Genomic DNA, 21,349 nt, shown 5'->3' with positions numbered 1-21,349 from the left:
AAGATCTCAATACAGATTCTTCACTTCGCTCAGAATGACATTACTGTTTCTCTTTAATCTCAGCAATAAACTTATCAAGTTCTTTACCGTATTTTGATGCTTTTATATCTTGCGAAAGTGAGTTATTAATTGTGTCCAACAAATTAATATTTGCATTATACAACTCGGTTAAAGCTAAATACGGAGCAACCTCAGTGTCTGCATTTTTTACAGCAAAATTGGTAGTGTAAAAGTATCTTCTCTTGATCAGACTATTAGATTGTTTTAAGATAGAATCGCGTTTTACACTATCGTTCTTAGCCTCAAACTCTGCTTTTATAAGATCAAGATTTTTATCGGTGAACTTCTTGATCATCTCATTGTATTCTTCGAGCAATTGTTGATTCTTTAATCCTAAAACTTCAGCTGAATACACAAACTTATCTAACTTTGTATTAATTGTAATTTCCCCTTCATCGCCGAAAAATAAAATCCTCTTATTTTTATCATCACCTAACGTCAAATAATAAACCTCAGGACTTTCTAAAGCATCTGATAATGTAAAAGTACTTACCCCGTCCAGATGTATAGAATCGACTGATACTATTAATGTATCTTTTTGTTTTTGAAGATATAAAACTCCCTTTTTTAAGCCTTTTATTTCTCCGTTTATAAACATATTGCTCTTTTTATCTCCAGAACAGGCTATAAAAAATAACGCAATCAAACATCCTAAAATAATATTCTTCATATTCCTAATTTTCGGATGCGAATATAGAGATTTTATAAGTTTCAACCTATCAGACCAAGGCAAAACTAGCCTTTAATTATCCTCCCGAAGCTATTTGCATTAAGATCGTACAACCTATAGCGGCAACTGTTCCAATTGCATAACCAAATACGGCAAGTAATACCCCAACTGTTGCTAATGATGGATGAAAAGCAGCTGCTACAACTGGTGCCGAAGCTGCTGCACCTACATTCGCTTGACTACCAACGGCCAAGAAAAAGTATGGTGCTCTAATTAATTTTGCTACTGCAATTAAAAGTATTGCATGAATCAGCATCCATATAACACCAACTGCTATGAGCCCTAAATTATCAAATACTCCCTTTAAATCCATTTTCATCCCAATAGTAGCAACGAGTATATAAATAAAAACACTTCCCAATTTACTAGCTCCTGCACCTTCGTAGGTTTTTAATTTGGTGAATGATAATACTATTGCTACAATCGTTGAAATACTAATCATCCAAAAAAATTGAGAGCTTAAAAAAGTAAATATATTTCTGGTTCCGGCAGATTCTATATTCGCAACAACTTCAGTAAAAAAAGTACTTAAATAATTTGCTGAAAAATGAGCAAAACTCACAGTGCCGAATGCTATTGCAGCAATGATCATGAAATCACTAAGATTAGGATTTCTTTCTACCTTTTTTGTATAAGTTGATACTTTCTCTTTTAATTCTTCGATAGCCGAAGTATCTGACTTTAGCCATTTATCAATTCGTGCAGACTTACCTATTCCAATTAGCAATAATGCCATCCAAACATTAGCCACAACGATATCAACAAGTACCATTGCTCCAAATTTGTCTTGATTATAGCCATAAATTTCTAACATCGCAGCCTGGTTGGCACCACCACCAATCCAGCTTCCCGCCAAAGTGGATAAGCCTCTCCATACAGCATCAGGCCCTACACCTCCTACAGTTTCTGGTGAGAAAATTGAAACGATAAGAATTGCTATTGGTCCACCAAGCATTATTCCAATTGTACCTGTTAGAAACATAACCAACGCTTTCCAACCTAAGTTGAAAACGGCTTTTAAGTCGATACTTAAAGTCATTAAAACCAAAGCTGCTGGTAATAAGTAGCGACTCGCCATATAATATAAATTAGACTTATGCTTAACAGCTTCTCCCGTCTCATTTACTGTTTCCCATTCTGGCGCAATGAGTCCAAGTGTACTAAATAAAGCTGGTATAGTGTAAGCTAAAAATAATGCGGGGACAATTCCGTAAAACTTTTTCCAAAATCCATTTTTACTGGAAGAAGTATAAAAAATAAATCCTAAGGCAATCATTAAGAGACCAAAGGCAATTGTGTCTTGTGTAAATAGTGGTGAAGTATCCATGTTATATGTTTTTATTGTCCAACGAAGAAAACAGCATTACAAAAAGCTAATTTTCCATTTTCCCAAAAGCTTCTAAATAATGGATTATCAACTAAATACACAACTTCACCGCCTCCTATTGTTTCTACTCCAAACACTAAGGAATTATCTATATTTTTCAGTGCATTAGCACCTGCAAATCCACTTACCTGATCAGATTTATCTTTAATAACACTCACATTTTGGCCTTCTTTTAAATAGGCATAATGATTACTATTTAATTTAAGCGTGTGGTAGGTTTTTTCATAGCCAAACCCTAATGGATTTGTATTGTCTATCATGGCTTTAAAAATGCTTCCTGTAATTAAATTAGAAATAGCTTGACGTTCAAGATTATCAAATGCTTCTAGTTCTAATTTCGCTTTAAGTTCTTCTTCAATTTTCTCAGCTGCCTTCTTTTCATCATCATTTTTAAACCTTGATAATTGAAAATCTTTACTGCTGGCAAATTTATTTAAAGCACCATCTATAGCAATTAATCTACCGCCCTTTTGCACCCATTCTTTCAAAGATTTTAGTCTTTTCTCACTTAAGGTACTACCATACCAGCCATTGGGTAAAATTAAAACATTGTACTTATCTAAATTTACCCCACTAAAATAGTCTGCATCTAAAACAGTAATCGGATAGTGCAGCTGCTGCTCAAAGAAATGCCAAATCTCACCAAAACTTAAACTAGAAACTCCTTTACCCGACAGCACCGCTACCTTAGGTGGTTTTATATATCTAACTGTAGCTGATCCAAAGTCTTTTCCTTTGGTAACTAATCCTGAAGAAACAGCATTTAAATTTCTATTAAAATCCTTAGCTGTTTTTCTAATTATTTCATCAAATTTCGCTCCTAACTTTTTATTCCCTGTTCTGGTTATAATTAATGTTCCTGCAGCATAATCTTTACCATTGATTGAAAATGGAAGGCTTGAAAAGCGGACTTTTACATTATGCTTTAATAATTCTGCTAAAAAAGAAGCATCGGCAACATTATTCCATTTTGAAAGGTACGCATAAGGTTTTTCCGAACCAGTTATTTTACCATTTTCCTCAATTTTAGGAGCATCATTAACGGCTATTACATTCGTTAGCGCATAGGCTTTTAACCCACGTGCATACGGTAATGACCAGGCAGTAATATCATAGGTTAACGAATCTCTTAATTTAGCTTGAGGTTCAAAAAGCGACTTTATTAAATTAGACTTAGGTTGATTCATATTAATCACCAGATCATTTGTTGATAATCGTATGTTACTGTTTTTATTTAACTGATAATCAAACCCTTTTACTGAAGAATTTGAATTTGAAGTACCATAATTAATTTCATGATTATCTAATAACTTTCGTAGGCTATTTATCTTATCGCGGTCATTATCCGCACTAATAACAAAGCTTTTATAGCGCCCTTTAGGGCTATTTTTTGCCTTTATAAAGTAGTCAGCAAATTCCTTTTTTAACTGATCAGCATTTGTAGAAGCTGTTTCTATTGTTGAAAGCCCGGTTGTATAATGATGTTCAATTCTATCTTTTAAAGTTAACTCTCCTCCTTCAGAATTTGTAATTCCTAAACCTGCTCTACCATGACCAGCTTGTTCGTAGGTCATTCCAATAGCTCCGTTAAACGTTGGGTAGGTATCACCATAACTCGGATAAAGAAGATCAAACCATTCTTTGGTAAAATACAACCATCCATTTTTGTCAAAGTATTTTGCATGATTTTTACCTATGGTCTTTTGAAAATCACGTTGAAAATTAGTGATAACTTCATGATATGGTTCGGCTGCCGGGGCAAAATAATATGGGTTATCTACTCCTTGTTCATGAAAATCAACATGAATATGAGGTAGCCATTTATTATATTGTTTTAGTCGCTGCTGTGATTCCACTTGTGTAATCCATGCCCAATCTCTATTTAGATCAAACATATAGTGATTCGGCCTTCCGCTTAACCATGGCTCGTGGTGTTCTTTAGTGTCTGGATTTTTGTTATATGGACTATTACCAAATTGATTAAACCAATTTGCATATCTATCGCGCCCATCTGGATTAATACAAGGATCCATAATGACAATGGTGTTTTTAAGCCATTCTTTCGTTTGCTGGTTATTAGGGTCAACCAAAGCGTGTAGTGTTTTCATGGATGCCTCGGTACTAGATGCCTCGTTACCATGCACATTGTAGCTTAACCATACAACGGCAATATCTTCATTTGGCGATCCCTCAATTACTCCAATCGTTTTTAAATGATTCTCTCTCAATTCTTCTAGTTTCAAAAAATTTTCGGGTGCTGTAATAAACGCCAAGTATAGTGGACGACGCTCATACGTTTCGCCATATTTTAAAAGTGAGACATTATCATTCGTTTCCGCTACATGTTTAAAATAATCAACTACTTGATGATGACGAGAAAAATGATCTCCCAGGTCATATCCTAAAAAGTCTTGAGGTGATTTTGTTTGCGAAAAAATTGATAGGGAAAGAAGTAAAAGAAACAGAAAGACTATATTTTTCATTGTATTATTGAATTAGAAGTCCAAATATATTGAATTATATATTCAACCAGTAGGTAAATTTTATTGTTAGTGATCTTACTCTTGGCGCAAAAGTGTTCACAAAATAATTGTCATTGTAAACTATGAAGAGATCTGACAGTGGTTTAAAGCGCCATTGCAAACGACTATTAATTCCTAAATTATCACGTTGATTACTATACTGCACCAAAGTCGTCCAAAATAGTTTTTTATTAAATGTTACATCAAACCGCGGTCCTACAAGCCAAATGGAGGCATCCGGATAAGGGTCAGGTAAATTAATATTATCATAATTTATTTGAGCCGAAGCAACAAAATAAGGTTGAAGTCTAAGATTTAAATCTCCCTGAAAGGAAAATCTTTTTCCATTAAAAAAAGTTCCATAAGAAGGGTTAATCGAATAGGAGAATTTTTTACGCATATCAGAGCGATATTGTATTTCGTATTCGGTATAATCATATTCTGAGCCTTGTGGTAATTCAATAGCATCATCAGTATTCGTAGGGTCAAAACTATCATTAACAAGTTTTGTATACCTATGGTTCAATGCAAAAGACAGCTCTGATTGATTATTAAAATTACTTTCCCACTCAATTCGATTAAGCCTATCAGAAACGCCAAAATTTAATGCATCGGGTCTAAAAATTGCGATAGGTAAAAAAGTTAAACTATGTCTATTAAAAATTCCTTTTTTGGGCCAAAACTTAGCTTGTAGATTTAAAACAGCCTTAAAGATATCGGTGCGCCTAACAAATCCTAATTCAGATCTGAAATCATCACCAATATAAACACCGCTAATTCTAGCATCGAAATATCTACTGTTAAATTGTGTTGTGGCACCTGCTGAGAAATCTTTGCTTCCACTATTAGGAGTAAATGACTTGTGAAGATAATATTTACCTGTCCAGGTGTTATCCTTTGATGCCAGATTATAATCTAAACCTACAACCCTATTGTATGTATTATTATCTTCATCATCGTCGTTGTTATTAAGAAAGTCATAATCTTTTGTAGTCTGTTTATTAACAAATAAGAAACTCAAATTAGATCTGCTAAACAGTTTATGTTGTAATGCCACAACGGCATTATTGGTTGCTGCGATTTCATTTGTTGGATCTTCTTCGGTTTGCATATTTAAAAGTCCGATTCTCATATTATTCGTAAGCTTACCACTCAATCTTGCACCAGCAATGATAGAATTTTCTATAGTTTCACCATCTAAATCTTCGGCGATACCAATTCTTCTCGAAAAGAAGGCACGCGATTCTCGGAAATCACCAAAACTTCCAAAAAGATCACTGTTCTCAATAAAAAATTGACGTCTTTCGGGTAAAGCAATACTGAACCTTGTTAGGTTCGTTACCTGGCGATCTACTTCTACCTGAGAAAAATCAGGGTTAATGGTTAAATCTAAATTTAAGCTATTACCAATTGTAAATTTCGCATCTCCTCCAATCTTAAAATCAGTATCATCCGTGTTTTCTTCGAAATTTTTAAGGGCGCTTGTGTTGATATATGGAATTAAAGATATTGGTGATTTAGACTTACCCAAAGGCTTTTCAAAGTGCATATCACCCATATACGCCAAATTGAAAATAAATTGATTTTGAGGTATATTAATCCAAGTGTTTCGCTCGTTGTCTTGTGTATCGAAATGATAACTATTGAAGCGCCATTTAACCTCTCCTTCTCTATATTTAAATGCATAAAGCGGAATGGCCCACTCACAGATGTAATAGTTATCATGAATCTTCGATTCTCCCTGCCATTTTACATCCCAAGATCCATCAAAATCTCGTACATCAGTTCCTCCGTTCGCTAATAAAATTTCTCGTAATACCCCATATGGATTAGAACCAAAAATAAAGGCATTCGTAGCATCATTAAACGTGTCAAACATTAACGTGATATTATCGCTTCCACCAGCTCTAAAATCACGTCTCAAAGAAGGTACAATAAAGTCATTACCCTTGGCATAAACTTTAATTCCGACGTACAAATTATCGTCATCAAATAACATTTTAATCTCAGTTTGAGCTTTGGCCTGTAAAGAATCTGTAGGAAACTGTTGCCAAAAATTTGTTACGACATCAGCAGTATCCCATACCTCTTCATCTAACTGAGCATCAATTGTTATAGGTGAATTAATGTACTTAACTGTAAAGCTTTTGTTTTGAGCTGTTATTTTAAAAACTAAAAGTAAAAAGGCTGCATATATACAGCACTTGTAGGTTGGTTTCATTCCATTATTTGACTTCAGTCAAATATAGAGCATTTAAATGTTAAAGAATTCTTAATTGTCTGGTCCCTTCTTTTTAGGCTCTCTTTTGGCTTGTTTTAAGCTTTGATTAAGCATCCATTCAATTTGCCCATTGGTACTACGAAATTCATCGGCAGCCCATTTCTCTATTGCTTTGAGCATCTCTTCATTAATCCGTAGTGCAAATGCTTTCTTTTTAGCCATTAATAAGTTGATTTTATTCGCTTCGTATTTATCGATAAAAATGAACAATTAAATCTAATAATAAAAGTGTCATCGTTAGAACAAAGAGTATCATTGTTTTTTTTAGTTCTTAACAAAAAGGGCATTTATCTATTCTTATCACGTTCAAAAACTATTCTTGTAGAATTTTCGGCAATATGTATTACCTGCCATCCATTTCTGGCATGTTCATTTAATGTATCTTCTAGACGTTCATGGTTTTTTGTCATACCCATTTTCCAATTTACTACTTTATACTCTTTCATACACTATTGATTTAAGGTTCCTGTATTTAGTACTGGTGAAGCGTCTTTATCACCACATAAAATCACCATTAAATTACTAACCATGGCTGCTTTACGTTCTTCATCTAAGTCTACTATTTCCTTTTTGCCGAGCTCTTCTAAAGCCATCTCAACCATGCTTACGGCACCTTCTACGATTTTATGTCTTGCGGCAACTATAGCGGTAGCTTGCTGACGCTTTAACATTGCATTTGCAATTTCTTGAGCGTATGCCAAATACCCGATTCTTGCTTCTAACACCTCAATACCGGCAATTGATAAACGTTCATCTATTTCTTTTTCTAACGTCTCACTCACTTCGTTCACACTCGAGCGAAGGGTTATATCCTCTTCATGGCCTTCATCGGCAAAATTATCATAGGGATACATACTTGCTAATTTACGTACCGCTGCATCCGTTTGTACACGAACAAAATTTTCGTAATTATCAACATCAAACGCTGCCTTATAGGTATTTGTAACACGCCATACTAAAATAGTGCTAATCATAATAGGATTCCCTAATTTATCATTTACCTTAAGGCGCTCACTATCAAAATTACTGGCACGTAAAGAGACCTTTTTCTTTGTATAAAAAGGGTTTACCCAGTAAAAGCCATTTTTCTTTACGGAGCCTACATATTTACCAAATAATAATAATACTCTTGAATTGTTAGGTTGTACCATAATAAATCCCATAGCTAATAGTATCACAATTAGAAAACCAATAATAAAGATTGGCCTTCTAAATCCAATAACTCCATAAATACTAGCTACTAATAATGCTAAAACAATAAACAGCATAAGGTAGCCATTTGCAGGGATGATTGTTTTTTCTTGTTTCATGTTTGTTGATTTTAATATGATATTATTTTGATATCACAAAGATATAATAAAAAAATTAATATTTACAAATTTTTTAACATAGTTATTTTATACTTTAGCAGAAATTTAGATTCAATGAGATTACACATTTTTGTTTTATCCATATTTGCCTTAGCCGTTTTTAATATTTCTTACGGTGCAGATATTTGGGGACCAACCGGCCATAGGGCCACGGGAGAGATTGCTGAAAAACATTTAACTAAGAAAGCAAAAAGAAAAATAGAAAAGCTATTAAAAGGTGAAGGTTTAGCTTTTGTATCTACTTATGCTGATCAAATAAAATCTGATAGAAAATATAATAAATATTACACATGGCATTATGTAAACATGCCTTTAGATGTTGACTATGAAAATTCTGAGAAGAATCCCAGAGGTGATTTGGTTACCGGTATTAACAAGTGTATAGAAATACTAAAAGATAAGAATGCTTCTAATGAAGATAAAGCTTTCTACCTTCGAATGCTAGTACATTTAGTAGGTGATTTGCACCAGCCATTACACATTGGAAGAGCCGAAGACAAGGGCGGCAACACCGTTCAAGTGCAATGGTTTGGAGAAGGTACAAACTTACATAAAGTTTGGGATGAACATATGATTGACAAATGGGATATGAGCTACTTAGAGCTTGCAGAAAACACTACGGATATTACCAAAGAACAAATAAAAGCAATACAGAAAGGCTCTATAGTGAACTGGGTGGATGAAACACATAAGTTATCTAAAGTAGTTTATGAATCTGCCAAAGTGGGTGAAAATTTGCGTTATAGATATTCTTATGATCATTTCGGAACAGTAAGAGAGCAACTGCAAAAAGGAGGTATTCGCTTGGCAAAAATATTAAATGATATTTTCAAATAAACTAAGCTTTATTAGAAATGAGAAGCTTTAAGAAATTTCAAATTCTTTCATTACTTATTTCAACTTTGGTTTTCTCTTGTAAAAAAGAAGCCAAAGAAAATCAAGATAAGACACAAACTACTAATAAAAAAGAGCTCGCTGTAAATGAGCAAAAAATATTTGAAAAGATATCATCTGATCAAAGTGGTGTTTCTTTTGTCAACAAAATAGAAGCGGATGTTTCTACCACAGAAAATCTTTTTGACTATGATTATTTTTATAATGGAGCTGGTGTTGGTGTAGCCGATATAAATAATGATGGTTTACAAGACATTTTCTTTGCCGGAAATCAAGTTGACAATAAGCTTTACCTAAATAAAGGCAATCTCATTTTCGAAGATATATCTGAAAGAGCACAAATAAACACTAATAAATATTGGTCTAACGGCGTTACCTTCGCTGATGTTAATAACGACGGATGGTTAGATATATATGTTACGCAAGCAGGCCCGAAAGAAAAAGAGAAAAGGAAAAACTTACTTTTTATCAATCAAAAAGACCTTAGCTTTAAAGAAAGTGCCCAAGAATATGGTTTAGCCGATACAGGAATAAGTACGCAAGCCGCCTTCTTTGATTATGATAAAGATGGCGACCTTGACTGCGTTGTTTCTAACGAAAATGAACTATACGGAACTGATCCTATCAACTTTAATCGATTATTGTCTCAAAATAAGGACCTCTTAAAAAACAGCTCCATACAGCTTTATGAAAATGTAAATAATCGTTTTAAGAATGTTACGGAGAAATCGGGATTATTAAAACCAGCTTTTGGTTTAGGGCTCGTTGTTAGTGATATCAATGATGATGGATGGTTAGATATTTACATCGCGAATGATTATTATGTTCCTGACGCTATGTATATCAACAATAAAAACGGAACATTTTCAGATAATATCAAACTATCAACAAAACAGGTTTCTTTCTATGGAATGGGCGTTGATATTGCCGATATAAACAACGACGGACTCAAAGATATTTACGTTCTAGATATGGCTTCTAATGATCATTTTAGAGCCAAGACATTAATGGCTTCAATGGATGTGCCAAGGTTTAAGTTGCTTACAGACAGATTTAATTATCAAAGTCAGTACATGTTTAATTCTCTGCAATTAAATATGGGAAACAATCGATTTAATAATATTGCTCAACTAGCAAAGCTTTCTAAAACTGATTGGAGTTGGGCAGGTTTAATGGTAGATCTGAACAACAGCGGTAACAAAGAAATATATGTAACAAATGGCTATAGACGCTATGCTCTTGACAACGACCTACAAGGCAAAGTAAGAGCAGCCAAAAATCAATATAAGGGTAATGTGCCTTTAGAGGTTAAGAAGCAATTATATTATGAAATGCCGTCAGAAAAGCTTTCTAATATCTTATATGAAAGTAACGAAGACTTAAAATTTAAAGACAATACCTATAAGTGGGGATTAAATGATCCGTCTTACTCAAATGGTGCAGCTTATTCAGATTTAGATAATGATGGTGATTTAGAATTGATTGTTAACAATATTGATGAAGAAGCTTTTATATATAAAAACCTAACCATAGAAAATAAACTGGGTAACTATTTAAAAGTTATTCCTAAAGGCAAAATATCAGAAACTTTTGCAAAAATCACTATTAGTTACGGTAATAAAAAACAACTTATTGAATCTAAAAGAGTGAGAGGCTATTTGTCATCAGTAGATAAAGCAGCACATTTTGGTTTAAAAAATACAACCCTCATAGATACTGTTCGCATTGAATGGCTCAATGGAACATTTGAAGAAAAGTATCATATAAGCGCTAATTCTACTATCACTTTTGATAGTTCTAATGCTCAAAAAACAATTCAGCCAGCTCAATTCGATCTTAGTTTTAACGAAATAGCTTCTCAGCGTCTTGGTATTACTTATAATCATCAAGAAAATGATTTTAATGATTTTGCCAAAGAGGTATTATTACCTTACAAACAATCTACCCTTGGCCCCAGTTTGGCTATAGCGGATATTAATGGGGATGATAAATTAGATTTATTTATTGGAGGAGCATCAGGGCAAAGTGCAAAAACATATATTCAAACTCAAGATGGCTTTAGCGAAGTCTCCAATAACACCTTTAATGAAGACAAAGCTTCTGAAGATTTGGAAGCACTATTCTTTGATGCCGATTCAGATGGCGACAATGATCTTTATGTTGTAAGTGGCGGTAATGAATTCGATGCTTTTTCAAAAAATTATGTTGATAGGTTGTACATAAATAATGGAAGTGGAAATTTTGTTAAGAGTACTACTGGTGATTTCACTAATGAAAAATTTAGTGGTAAGACAGTAACAAAGATAGATTATGATAATGACGGAGATCAAGATTTGATCGTTGGAAATAGAATGATTCCTAAAAATTATCCTAAACCTTCAATTTCGGTTATATATCAGAACAATAAAGGGAAATTCACACAAGTTACAGAAGCAGTTGCGCCAGATTTTATGGGTTTTGGTATCGTAAACAAAGTAATTGCAACTGATTTTGATAATGATGGTTGGGAAGATTTTATCGCGGTAGGCGATTGGACGCACATAGGGTTATTCAAAAATAATAAAGGAACTTTTGAAGAAATCTCAAGTAAAAGTAATTTGACCGAGGACAAAGGATGGTGGTTTACCGTTGCCGAAACAGATGTCAATAAAGATGGTTATAAAGATTATATTATTGGCAATGTTGGTTTAAATATAAAATTTAATGCAAGCAAAGAAGAACCTTTTAAAGTTTTTGTAAATGATTTCGATTCAAATGGCACCACAGATCTCGTATTGAGTAAGCAATATCGTGGCGAATATGTTCCTGTGCGAGGAAAGGAATGTTCAACTCAACAAATGCCATTTATCTCAGAAAAATATAAAACCTATGAAGAATTCGCCAGCGCCTCTTTAGTAGATATTTATGGTGACAAATTAGAAAATGCCTATCAAGCTGAAGCAACTGAGTTCAGATCGCTGGTGTTGATAAATAATCAAAATGGTACGTTTACTAAAGAGTATTTACCTTCAATGGCACAAACTCATCCAGTCTTAGATGTAGTATTTTATGATGTAAACAAAGATGGTTTTGAAGATGCCATTCTTGGAGGTGACATATATAATACGGAAGTGGAAACTCCAAGACTAGATAATATATCTGGTACTGTTTTAATATCCAATCAAAATAATAATTACACTGTTTTGCCTAATTATAAATCTGGTTTATATATAGATGGCAATGTTAAGTCACTCAAGCTCATTAATCATAAAGGTAAAAACAAAACCTACCTATTAGCTGCAAAAAATGATGCTGCCTTATCTGTGCATGGGTTAAAGGAATAAAAACCACTACTCTATTGTTAGTACCAAATCATCTTGCATCACCATAGTTCCTTCTGATAAAGTAATTGATTTTACCGTTCCCGTTTTTGTAGCAGTAACAGTAGTCTCCATTTTCATGGCTTCAATTACAAAAAGAGGATCATTTTCTTTAACTTTTTGACCAGGTTTCACAAGTGTCTTATACAACAGGCCCTGTAATGGCGCGCCAACCTCATTTTCATTTGAGGCATCGGCCTTTATATTTTCTATCTTTTGGATATTTAACGACTTGTCTTTTATTTCAACATATCTGTTTTCACCGTTCACCTTAAAAAATACAATTCGTATTCCTTCATCATTTGCCTCTCCAATTGAAAGCAATTGCACTAAAACTGTTTTACCAGGTTCTAATTCGACCATAATCTCCTCTCGGGATTCCATCCCATAAAAAAAGTTTTTAGTGGGAATTGTAGCCACGTTTGCATATTGCTTATAAAATTCGTGTGCTTGCTCAAAAACTTTTGGGTATAAGCTATATGACAAAAAGTCTTCAAATTCTATTGGACGTGTAAATCCCTTTTGGAATTTATTCTCAAAAGTTTTGTATTCTTTATCAAAATCTACCGATTTTAAGTGCGCATTTGGTCTATTTTTATAAGCCTTTTTATTCTTAAGAATAATTTTTTGCAGTTTCTGAGGAAAGCCACCAACAGGCTGCCCTAAATCACCTTTAAAGAAGTTAATCACTGACTCAGGAAATGAAATTTCAGTTCCTCGATCTAAAACATCCTTTGGCGTAAGGTCATTAGTAACCATAAAAATAGCCATGTCTCCTACTACTTTCGAGCTTGGTGTTACCTTAATAAGATCACCAAATAAATCATTTACTTCTCCATACATCTTTTTCACCTCATCAAAACGATCGCCAAGACCCAAAGCTTCCGCCTGAGGCCGAAGATTAGAATATTGCCCCCCTGGAATTTCATGCTCAAACACCTCTGCTGTACCTGATTTTAATCCAGATTCAAAAGGATAATAATACTCTCTAATGTCTTCCCAATAATTAGAAAATTCATTTAGTTTATTCGCATCAAATTCATGCGCCCGTTCATGGTATTTCATCATTTCAACAACCGCATTAAAATTTGGTTGCGAAGTTAATCCTGATAATCCACCTAAAGCCACATCAACGACATCCACTCCGGCTTCTATCGCTTTTAAATATGTAGCCGATTGTAAAGAAGAAGTATCATGAGTATGCAAATGAATTGGTAGATTTACCGTATCCTTTAAGGCCTGTACAAGCTCAGTGGCTGCATAAGGTTTTAGCAAGCCAGCCATATCTTTTATGGCAATCATATGAGCTCCTGCATTTTCCAGATCTTTCGCCAATTGGGTATAATACTTTAAATCATATTTAGTGTTTTTTGTATTTAGAATATCGCCAGTATAGCTAATTGCAGCCTCTGCGATACCACCTGTTAGGTTTCGAACATAATTAATACTAGGTTCCATCGCCTTTACCCAATTAAGGGAATCAAAAATTCTAAAGATATCTACTCCGTTTTCCCATGATTTCACAACAAACTTTTCGATCAAATTATCCGGATATGCCGTATATCCTACGCCATTTGATCCGCGCAATAACATCTGAAATAAGATATTCGGTATCGCTCTTCTCAAAGTTCTTAACCTCGTCCATGGACTTTCGTGTAAGAATCGCAGACACACATCAAAAGTTGCACCTCCCCACATTTCCAAACTAAATGTATTTGGATGGTTTTTAGCAAAGCTTTCAGCTACACGGAGCATATCATAACTACGCATTCTTGTTGCTAATAATGACTGATGCGCATCTCTAAAAGTTGTATCGGTAAATTGAATTTTATTCTCTTCTTTTAGCCATTTGCAAAATTTCTCCGCTCCCATTTCGGTGAGCATATCTTTTGTTCCTTTTGGATATTCTGCAAACAACTTAAACTCAGGAATCTTTGGTGTTCTAAATTCTTTGTTTTTATCAATAAATTTAACATCCGGATTCCCATTTACGATCACCTCGCCCAAATAATGCGTAAGCTTTGTAGTTCTATCTTGAGGAAGCTTAATCTTAAATAAAGATGGTGTATTTTTAATAAAATTTACGGTTACTTTTCCATCTTTGAAATCCTTGTGTTGAATCACATTCTGCAAAAAGCGAATATTTGTTTTCACACCTCTTATTCTAAACTCTTTTAATGCTCTCACCATTTTACGTGTAGCACCATCTAAAGTTCTGCCATGAGCAGACACCTTGACCAACATTGAATCAAAAAACGGGCTAATTTTAGAGGCTTGGTACACACTTCCGGCATCTAGGCGAATACCCATGCCAGCGGCACTACGATACGTTGTGATCGTACCATAATCTGGTGTGAAATTATTCTCAGGATCTTCGGTGGTGATACGACATTGTAAAGCATAACCATAAGTATCTATAGAATCTTGTCCATAAATTTTTATTTGCCTATCGGCTAATTTATAGCCCCCAGCAACAAAAATTTGTGTTTTTACCAAGTCAATTCCAGTTACCATTTCAGTAACGGTGTGTTCTACCTGAATTCTCGGATTAACCTCTATAAAGAAAACATTATCTTCTTTATCTACCAAGAATTCAACGGTACCAACATTGTTATAGTTAACTTCTGCAGCAATATTTACAGCATAGTTATACAAATTCTGTTTTAGTTCATCACTTAAGCCAAAAGAAGGCGCTACTTCAACTACTTTTTGATGGCGTCGTTGCACAGAACAGTCTCGTTCATGCAAATGTCTTATAGTGCCATGATTATCAGCAACAATTTGAATTTCAATATGCTTTGGGTCTTCAACGTACTTCTCTAAGAACATTGTGTCATCTCCAAAGGCATTGAGCGCTTCATTCCTTGCCGAATCAAAGTTTATTTCTAAGTCTTCATCATTACGCACAACGCGCATTCCTCGTCCTCCTCCACCAGATGCCGCCTTTAACATCAACGGATATCCAATAATATTGGCTTCGGCTTGTGCAATTTTCAAAGAGGTTAGATTCTTCGTATTACTTTCTATAATCGGTACTTTGCACTTAACGGCAATCTTCTTGGCGGTAATTTTATCTCCCAAAGCATCCATTACCTCTGGATCTGGGCCAATGAATATAATTCCATGTTCTCTGCATGCTCTGGCAAATGTTGAATTTTCTGATAAAAATCCGTACCCAGGATGTATGGCATCCACACCTTTAGATTTAGCCAAACCAATGATTTCTTGTATATCTAAATAAGGTTTTAAAGGCTGTTCTTTTGTTCCAATCTGATAGGCTTCATCTGCTTTATATCGGTGTTGAGAATAACGATCTTCATAGGTATAAACTGCAACCGTTGTTAAATTGATCTCTGTACAAGCTCTTAAAATTCTAATAGCAATTTCACCTCTATTAGCAACAAGCACTTTTTTAATTTTCATAGCAACAATTATTGAATGATATATGGATTAACGTTTTTATAATTCCTAACAATAAAATCTAAGGCACTTTCTAAAATTTCACCCATGTTGGAAGATTTCTTAAAGTTAAGATCAGAAGTTAGTTCATAAAGTCCTTTTTTAAGTTCATTAATCTTTTCTGGTGTAGAAATAGAATCATTCTTCATACAAGATAATAAGTGTTTTAAACGATCATCTTCACTTCGAGCCCTTTTAGCTAATAAAGAACGTTCTTCAATTTTATACTGTTCTATTGATTGTTCTTGAAGAATACTTAAAGTTAACGCTACCAATTTATTATTCTCTTTTAGAAATTGTGGTTTATAAACTTTTGGGTTGCCTTCAAAATTCTGCTGGTCAAAATCTATCGCTCGAATTCGATATTGAATTCTATCAAAATCATGGGTTATTACCATTACATAATTGTAAGAACGCATATCTCCCAATAGCCTCACAAAACTCCGTTCATTGAATTTTACAAATTCTTTTGCAATAGCCGCCTTATCTTGATCTGAACAGGAATCTAGCTGCTCTTCTATAAAAACATCACCGGGTATTCCAGAAATATGTTCTTCAATAAGTGTGTCTTTATGTACTAAGAAATTAATATGATTTGGTGACAGCATATGCTCAAGTTCTAAACCATAAATACGTGATGCGTCAGCCTTTTTAACATACAAATAGATGTAATTATCATTTAGAACATTTCGCACTTTAATTCTAAAAGGTTTCGAATTACCGAATGTGCAAAAATCGATGGAGTCAATGCTTAAAAAAGGTAAAATTGAATCACTACCATCAGAATGCAAAATAGTATACATTCTTTTCAAACTGGTTTCAATTTCCTCTCTTTCATGTTCGGCGAAATAAGTACTTATCCACAAAGTGTCATTGCCTTCCTCGTCATATATCTCTACTGCTCCTTGAAAGCGCAAAAGATCTTCATAATAGATAGGAATTTTTATATTTCTACTATGTTCGGTAAGATAGTCTGAAAGCTTCGCATTGATTGGATATGCAGGCTTTTTTTTAGATATTAACTTTTCATCCATAGCTCTAAAATCTCTTTAAAGATAGAATGAATAAAGCTCAAAAACAAAAACTGCATTGATATAATTTTAATCAATGCAGTTTTATAAATTTATATGATTCTCAATTAACCTTTCTGGCTCTCGATCCAACGATCAATTTTATTTTCAAGAAGTTGTAAAGGCACACATCCTGTTTCTAAAACCTGATTATGAAATGCTCTTATGTCGAATTTTTCACCTAGTTCGTTTTCGGCTTTACTTCGTAATTCTCTTATTTTTAACTGTCCAATTTTATAAGATAATGCTTGTCCGGGATTAGCCATATATCGTTCAATTTCAGAAGTAATACTCGCTTCACTTTCGGCTTCATTATCTAATGAATACTGAATAGCTTGTTCGCGGGTCCATCCTTTGGAATGCAAACCAGTATCAACAACTAAACGAATCGCCCTGTGCATTTCAGCACTTAACATACCAAAGTATTGATATGGATCGGTCATTAAGCCCAATTCTTTTCCTAATGATTCAGAATATAAGGCCCATCCTTCGCCATAAGCACTATACCATAAAGTTTTTCTAAAGTTTGGTAAACCGGTGTTTTCTTGTTGTAATGAAATCTGATAATGGTGTCCTGGAATAGCCTCATGTAAAAATAGTGATTCATCAGAAAACATATTATATCTTGTTACATCTGGAATCGGTGTATAAAAAATACCTGGACGTGTACCATCAATTGACCCAGGATTGTATTCTGCACTAGCCGATTTTTCTCTAAATGCTTCGGTACGTCGCACTTCAAAAGGTGTTTTAGGCTTTAAATCAAACAATCGTTCAATTTGGGGCTTCATTTTGTCATGAATAGTATTAAAGTTATCTATTACCTGTTTGGGATCAGTAAATGGCATTAGATCTTTATTTTCACGTACATGATCAAAAAACTCCTTTAATGTTCCTTTAAAACCAACCTGCTCTTTCACTTTTTCCATTTCACCACGAATACGCTTAACTTCTGATAGGCCTAATTGATGAATTTCATCTGCCGTCATCGCTGTTGTTGTATAAAACTTAATTTGATGATCGTAATATTCTTTTCCATTAGAAACATCGGCAATACCACTAGAGCTTCTACCCGCTTGCATATATTCATCACTCATAAAATCATATACTTTTTGATAGGCTGGTATAACTTTTTCAGTAACCATCTCTTTATAAGCATCTCTTAAAGTTGTTTTATCTTCATCTGAAAAGCTATCAGGAAAATTTTTAGCAGGACTATAGAATAAATGGTTCTCTACATCACTATTAGTCATTGCCTTTAACTGTGGAAGTACTTTTTTGATAAGTGATTTAGGTAATACATGACCAACCTTCATTCCTTCACGCATGTTATCCCCTGTTGAAGCCAACCAATCTAAATAATCATCAACTCTTGCCAACCAGTTTTTATAATCTTGAACTGTTTTAAAGGGTTGTGCACTGGCACCACTTGCAAATTGACCCATTTGTAAATTCAAAGACCACATTTGATCAATTGGCGTATATTTTTTAAATTTTAATCGATTGAGGTTTACCTCACAATCCCATAAAAGAACATCTTTTGTCATTCTATCTTCTTCTGATAAGCTCTCATCAGAATAATCGTTCAATTTTTTCTTGTAATTTGTATAAAACTCTTTTTCTTTTTGTAAAAATTCAGTTGACAAATTATTTGGAAGTGTGTCATTATACCTGTTATCTCCGGCCTGTGTTGCACTGATAGGATTCAGCTTTAAATGATCTTGATAATAAGCCTCGAAAACATTCTCAATAGCGGGATAAACATTCGTTTGCTCCTTCTTGTCTTTAGCGCAAGAAGCTAGCATGACCAAAGTAAAAAATAGTAAGAAATATGTTTTTTTCATGTTTTGATATAGTTAAACCATCAAATATACAGTTTATAGCATTACTCATTAAACTAAATCTATTTTAAAATTGTTAAAATAAATTTAAAAGATTTTCGTTACTTTAGCTAGAAGATTAAACCTTGCTAACCATGAAAATTTTTAGCCTAGCAGCTATTGTTATTCTAACTCTGTCTAGTTATAGCACTACAGTTAATGCCCAAAAAGCATTGGTAGAGCTTCCTAGCGGATTTGTATATGCTAAAGAAGTAATACCTAAATTACGAACAGACTTACGCTATTATTCGTCAAATAATTTTATTGGCAAACCTATTGACGGTTATATACAGCCAAAATGTATAGTAACCAAAGAAGCGGCTGAAGCTCTCAAAAAAGTTCAAGAGGAGTTACAGATGCTTGGCTTTGGACTTCTGATTTATGATGCGTATAGACCACAAAGAGCTGTTGATCAATTTGTTGCATGGACAAAAGACACAACAGATAATGCGATGAAGGATAAATATTATCCAAATATAGAAAAAAAGGATTTGATACCACAGCAATATATTGCTGCAAAGTCAGGTCATAGTAGAGGAAGTACCGTAGATGTAACCATTGTTTCGTTAACCACTGGGCATCTATTAGATATGGGAAGCCCTTATGATCTATTTGACGAAAAATCATCTATTGATTATCCAAATATTACAAGAAATCAACATGCGGTTCGCTTATTATTAAAGCGAAGAATGGAAAAACATGGCTTTAAGTCACACCCGAAAGAATGGTGGCATTTTACCTTAAAAAAAGAGCCATACCCCAATAAATATTTTGATTTCGTTGTAGAATAAATTAGAAAAACCGCTTTTGAAGCGGTTTTTTCTTTTATATCTCATCATGTCTTGCTTTTTGAATTCAAGCAAAACACTACATTATCTTAATCAATATTAAAAGCTTACTGATTTAAAAACAGGCGCTTAATATAAATTCACTTTTTCTTGAATAAAAAAAGTAGGACTTTATTTGGTAGGGTTGTTATATAGTCAGTAAAACCATTTAACAAAAACAAAATATTGAAATTAAATAAAAAATGATGAGAAAAATTCCCCAACTATTAATTATTTGTAGCTTTATTTTACTTTCATTTTCTGATGTAAATAAACCTAAAACGTATTGGTATAAATCTACTAACAGTAAAGGTTATATCAAAATAGAGAAGTTTGATAATGAAGCAAATAAGTCTGTACTTAAAACTACGATCAATGCTTATTTTGGTAACGAAAAATTAGATTTTTCATTAGCTACAACTGCTGATACTAAAAAATTAGCCAATGCTTCGAAAATTGAATTTGATGGCACCATTGATTCAAACATTAATCCGGTAGTATATACCGGAGAGCGCGTAAAATACAACAAGAATGCTTCTTATTGGAACTTTACAGGTGATTTTAAAAGTGACATCACAACCGATGAAGAAGTAAATCAATTCTTAGAGCCAAATCATAAAACAATGATTAGAGTACCTAAAGTTACAATACCATCATTTAATGTTTGGGCTATTGTTTCAGAATTACCATTTAGCAAACGTGAAGGTACTTTTAGATTTAATTCTTTAGATGAAACAAAGTTATACGTTAAAAAGAATCAAGTCATTCGTTATATCGGTAAAGTTTCAGTTACTGTAAATGGTACTAAAAAGAGCTTGCATAAATTTGCTCATACCGGCGATAAAATGAAAACTACCTATTACTGGGTTAATGAAAATAGAGATCTTGTAAAAATTCTATTAGATGAAGAATTTGAATTCATATTAAGTTCTGAAGAAGAAATTTTTAATAAAAAATAGATTGTCAATTATTCATAAAAATAAAACCGCTTTTAAAACTAAAAGCGGTTTTATTTTATTTGATCTTTCCATCATGAAAGCCTGCTCTTTTCCATTGTCCAGATTCATAAACCCAAATATTGGTTACTCTAAAAGCATTTTCTTTTTCTATCTCTAGTTGCTTGTTTTTAACCTTTACTCTAGCAGTAACTAAAGCCATGTTACCATAAAACTGTATATCTTTTTCATCCATCTCATACGCTATTACCTTAAGATTACCATCAGCAATATCTTTTGATCTTTTATGTAAATAGTCAAACCATTGTTTTTTACCGATAGCTTTACTACTACTATTAGTATGTCTGTAATTACTTGTCACCATCTCTTCAAGCTTGACTATATCGCCTTCCTTAAACGCCAAATTAAAGGTTTCAATAGCTTTATTTAAAGATTCCTTTTGACTATTGATTAGTTGATCATTCTCTTTGTAATTAGAGCAGCTTATTGCACACAAGATGAGACTAAGGAATAAAACTGTCTTTATTGTTTTTATCATAATAATTATAGCAATA

General features: G+C 33.6%; 15 protein-coding genes. 4 read left to right on the top strand and 11 right to left on the bottom strand.

The genetic code is table 11. The features are described 5' to 3' along the window. Positions 1-40: 40 nt before the first annotated feature. The 7 genes from AC1EUU_RS00910 to AC1EUU_RS00880 all read right to left on the bottom strand — a co-directional run bounded on the left by AC1EUU_RS00910 (position 41) and on the right by AC1EUU_RS00880 (position 8,290). Positions 41-730: a DUF4369 domain-containing protein gene (locus AC1EUU_RS00910; RefSeq protein ID WP_480199491.1), complete on the bottom strand. Its 690-nt coding sequence runs from the start codon at positions 728-730 to the stop codon at positions 41-43. Between the two features lie 76 nt (positions 731-806). Next, positions 807-2,117, bottom strand: a complete 1,311-nt coding sequence (locus AC1EUU_RS00905; protein WP_480199490.1) for a DUF819 family protein — start codon at positions 2,115-2,117, stop codon at positions 807-809. A gap of 11 nt (positions 2,118-2,128) precedes the next feature. Beyond that, positions 2,129-4,660: a M14 family metallopeptidase gene (locus AC1EUU_RS00900; RefSeq protein WP_480199489.1), complete on the bottom strand. Its 2,532-nt coding sequence runs from the start codon at positions 4,658-4,660 to the stop codon at positions 2,129-2,131. A 34-nt stretch (positions 4,661-4,694) separates the two neighbouring features. Beyond that, positions 4,695-6,920 carry a DUF5916 domain-containing protein gene (locus AC1EUU_RS00895; protein ID WP_480199488.1) on the bottom strand — a complete coding sequence of 742 codons (2,226 nt, stop codon included), beginning with the start codon at positions 6,918-6,920 and terminating at the stop codon, positions 4,695-4,697. A 51-nt stretch (positions 6,921-6,971) separates the two neighbouring features. Beyond that, the gene (locus AC1EUU_RS00890) at positions 6,972-7,142 is read right to left on the bottom strand and encodes a type II toxin-antitoxin system antitoxin (RefSeq protein ID WP_480200751.1); all 171 of its coding nucleotides are present in this window, start codon (positions 7,140-7,142) and stop codon (positions 6,972-6,974) included. A 125-nt stretch (positions 7,143-7,267) separates the two neighbouring features. Beyond that, positions 7,268-7,426 (bottom strand): DUF4177 domain-containing protein, encoded by a 159-nt coding sequence (locus AC1EUU_RS00885; protein WP_480199487.1) that lies wholly within the window; start codon positions 7,424-7,426, stop codon positions 7,268-7,270. A 3-nt stretch (positions 7,427-7,429) separates the two neighbouring features. Further along, on the bottom strand, positions 7,430-8,290 hold the full coding sequence (locus tag AC1EUU_RS00880; protein WP_480199486.1) for an SPFH domain-containing protein: 861 nt from the start codon (positions 8,288-8,290) through the stop codon (positions 7,430-7,432). Positions 8,291-8,404: 114 nt separating this feature from the next. Here AC1EUU_RS00880 and AC1EUU_RS00875 point away from each other — a divergent pair, with 114 nt between their 5' ends. Further along, a complete protein-coding gene (locus AC1EUU_RS00875; protein WP_480199485.1) occupies positions 8,405-9,187 on the top strand; it encodes a S1/P1 nuclease in 783 nt (260 codons plus the stop codon). Between the two features lie 17 nt (positions 9,188-9,204). Then, positions 9,205-12,567 (top strand): VCBS repeat-containing protein, encoded by a 3,363-nt coding sequence (locus tag AC1EUU_RS00870; protein ID WP_480199484.1) that lies wholly within the window; start codon positions 9,205-9,207, stop codon positions 12,565-12,567. A 6-nt stretch (positions 12,568-12,573) separates the two neighbouring features. Here the strand turns inward: AC1EUU_RS00870 and AC1EUU_RS00865 are convergent, their stop codons facing one another. The 3 genes from AC1EUU_RS00865 to AC1EUU_RS00855 form a co-directional block, all read right to left on the bottom strand. Beyond that, entirely contained in the window at positions 12,574-16,026 is a 3,453-nt protein-coding gene (locus AC1EUU_RS00865; protein ID WP_480199483.1) for a pyruvate carboxylase, read from the bottom strand. Positions 16,027-16,034: 8 nt separating this feature from the next. Beyond that, positions 16,035-17,096: a hypothetical protein gene (locus tag AC1EUU_RS00860; RefSeq protein ID WP_480199482.1), complete on the bottom strand. Its 1,062-nt coding sequence runs from the start codon at positions 17,094-17,096 to the stop codon at positions 16,035-16,037. A 104-nt stretch (positions 17,097-17,200) separates the two neighbouring features. Then, positions 17,201-18,976: a DUF885 domain-containing protein gene (locus AC1EUU_RS00855; RefSeq protein ID WP_480199481.1), complete on the bottom strand. Its 1,776-nt coding sequence runs from the start codon at positions 18,974-18,976 to the stop codon at positions 17,201-17,203. 131 nt (positions 18,977-19,107) lie between these two features. Here AC1EUU_RS00855 and AC1EUU_RS00850 point away from each other — a divergent pair, with 131 nt between their 5' ends. Together AC1EUU_RS00850 and AC1EUU_RS00845 are read left to right on the top strand one after the other, a co-directional pair. Beyond that, positions 19,108-19,803, top strand: a complete 696-nt coding sequence (locus AC1EUU_RS00850; protein ID WP_480199480.1) for a M15 family metallopeptidase — start codon at positions 19,108-19,110, stop codon at positions 19,801-19,803. A gap of 242 nt (positions 19,804-20,045) precedes the next feature. Then, entirely contained in the window at positions 20,046-20,798 is a 753-nt protein-coding gene (locus AC1EUU_RS00845) for a hypothetical protein (RefSeq protein ID WP_480199479.1), read from the top strand. A 55-nt stretch (positions 20,799-20,853) separates the two neighbouring features. Here the strand turns inward: AC1EUU_RS00845 and AC1EUU_RS00840 are convergent, their stop codons facing one another. Continuing rightward, the gene (locus tag AC1EUU_RS00840) at positions 20,854-21,333 is read right to left on the bottom strand and encodes a nuclear transport factor 2 family protein (protein WP_480199478.1); all 480 of its coding nucleotides are present in this window, start codon (positions 21,331-21,333) and stop codon (positions 20,854-20,856) included. Positions 21,334-21,349 lie beyond the last annotated feature (16 nt).

The organism is Maritimimonas sp. 2205BS37-2 (genome assembly GCF_056591755.1).
This window is presented reverse-complemented; position numbering and strand designations above follow the sequence as displayed.